1 protein-coding gene is annotated in these 1,848 nt (G+C 67.7%); it reads right to left on the reverse strand.

Translation table 11 applies throughout. From position 1 onward, the window contains the following. Positions 1-78: 78 nt before the first annotated feature. Entirely contained in the window at positions 79-1,641 is a 1,563-nt protein-coding gene (locus MUO23_14100; protein MCJ7514083.1) for a pilus assembly protein, read from the reverse strand. Between the last annotated feature and the right edge of the window lie 207 nt (positions 1,642-1,848).

A 1,848-nucleotide genomic window follows, 5' to 3' on the forward strand; every position in this document is an offset into this window, starting at 1 on the left:
CCGCCCCAGGATAGCAGTGGGGTTTGGGCTGGGCCCAAACCCCACAAGTTCCATTCCCACCGCTCTTCGGCCGGCCGTCTAACAGTCCATGCAGGCCTGCGTTGGAGTGCGCGACGGCGTTGGCGTCCGCGACGGCGGCAGCGTGTGGGTAGCGATCGGAGTCAGTGTCCTGGTAGGTGTCGGCGTCCGGGTCGGCATATCGGTCTCCGTCGGCGTCGCGGTGTGCGTGGGCGTCCGGGTCGGCGTATCGGTCTCCGTCGGCGTTCGGGTGACCGTCGGCGTCTTCGTGACGGTCGGGGTATCGGTGCGCGTCGGTGTGCGCGTCGGCGTCGGCGTGTCCGAGGGCGTAGGCGTGATCGTCGACGTGTTGGTCGGCGTGATCGGCGTCGGCGTGCCGGTGATCGTCGGCGTCGGCGTATCGGTTCGCGTCTGGGTCACTGTCGGCGTCGCGGTGCGCGTCGGAGTGTCGGTGGCTGTTGGCGTGATCGTCGGCGTCGGAGTGATCGTTCCCGTGCTGGTCACGGTCGGCGTCGAGGTGGGCGTGGGCACAGCCCGCGACACTGATCCACTGACAACGCAGATGTCGTCGAAGGTCAGCGTCACCCAGTAGTCGCCGTACAGCCCTGGGGTGAAGGGGACGTTCATGAACAGGCCGTACCAGGTGTTGGTCACGAAGGACGGAAGAACGATCGGCGGCGACGGCGCTTCGGCATGCGGCGAGATCGCGTCGCTGCCGAGCCAGTAGTAGCCCGAGAAGTTCATGCCCCACAGCGCCTGGCCCGGGTAGTAGCCCGGTTCGACCCAGGAGATGCTGGAATTGGTCAGATGCACCGCCCCCGGATTGTTGTTGGTGACGTTCATCCGAACCCACTGGCCCCAAATGTCGGTGTAGTTGACGCTGAGGGCGCTGCAGTCCGGGGTCGGGGTCACGGTCACCGTCGAGGTCTCCGTCGGGGAGGGGGTGATGGTGAGGGTCGGCGTGATCGTCGCCGTGAAGGTGGGCACGGAGATCGTCGCCGGCAGGCCGACGACGCGCGCCACGCGAAACTGCTCGACGATGGCTTCGCGCTTGGCCGTCAGCCGGATCTCGGGCCACCACGTGCTGACCAGGGGCACGATCAGCGGGTGCTCGAAGTCGACCGTGACCACGACCCGGTCGCCAGGGCCGCCTCCGTCCTCGGCGGGTGCGCAGTCCGCCGGCCAGTTAGCCGGCAGGGGAGCGTTGCTATCGGCGGGCGAGTAGATCACCCCGGTCTTGTTGGAGCAGATGGTGATGTTGAAGTAGCCGGGGACCCCGGGGAATACGGTCTCGTTACGAAGGATGGCAACCGCACCGGCGCGGGCGGCGTCCTTGATCGAAGGGATACGGGCGGCATCCTCCTCCGGGCGGTCGTCGCACACCCCGCCGGGGAAGCCGGCGCAGTAGGTGTCGTCAAACTCGCCGGTGACGGCGTAGCGCGCCCCGAAGCGGGCGCCGTTCTCGATCGCCAGCCAGGCGTGCAGCACCCGCGCCAGCTCGATGATCACGAACAGCAAGAGCAGCATCACGGGCAAGATCAGGGCAAACTCAACGAGACCCTGCCCGCGGAAGCGACGGCGGCCTGCGGTGGCCGCCGGATGGCTGGCTGGCAACCGTTCCATCCCACGTCCCCTTCGTTCAGATTTTCGTGTCCGGCGACCGGGCCGCCGCAGCCTGCGCAGGCGGACCGGGGCCGCAGGAACTCAGTGCGTGATCCGGGTGAAGATGCGCGAGGCGATGGCCTCGAACACCCTCAGCAGTTGGGCGCCAGTTGGCGAGAAATAGTAGTTGCCGCATCCGGGAGTAGTGCCGGCGGCGACAGCGGTGCA

The organism is Anaerolineales bacterium, from assembly GCA_022866145.1.
GTDB lineage: Bacteria > Chloroflexota > Anaerolineae > Anaerolineales > E44-bin32 > PFL42.

Coding starts and splice junctions, on each gene's coding strand:
- MUO23_14100 (MCJ7514083.1), bottom strand. CDS start 1,641: ATGGAACGGTTGCCAGCCAGCCATCCGGCGGCCACCGCAGGCCGCCGT.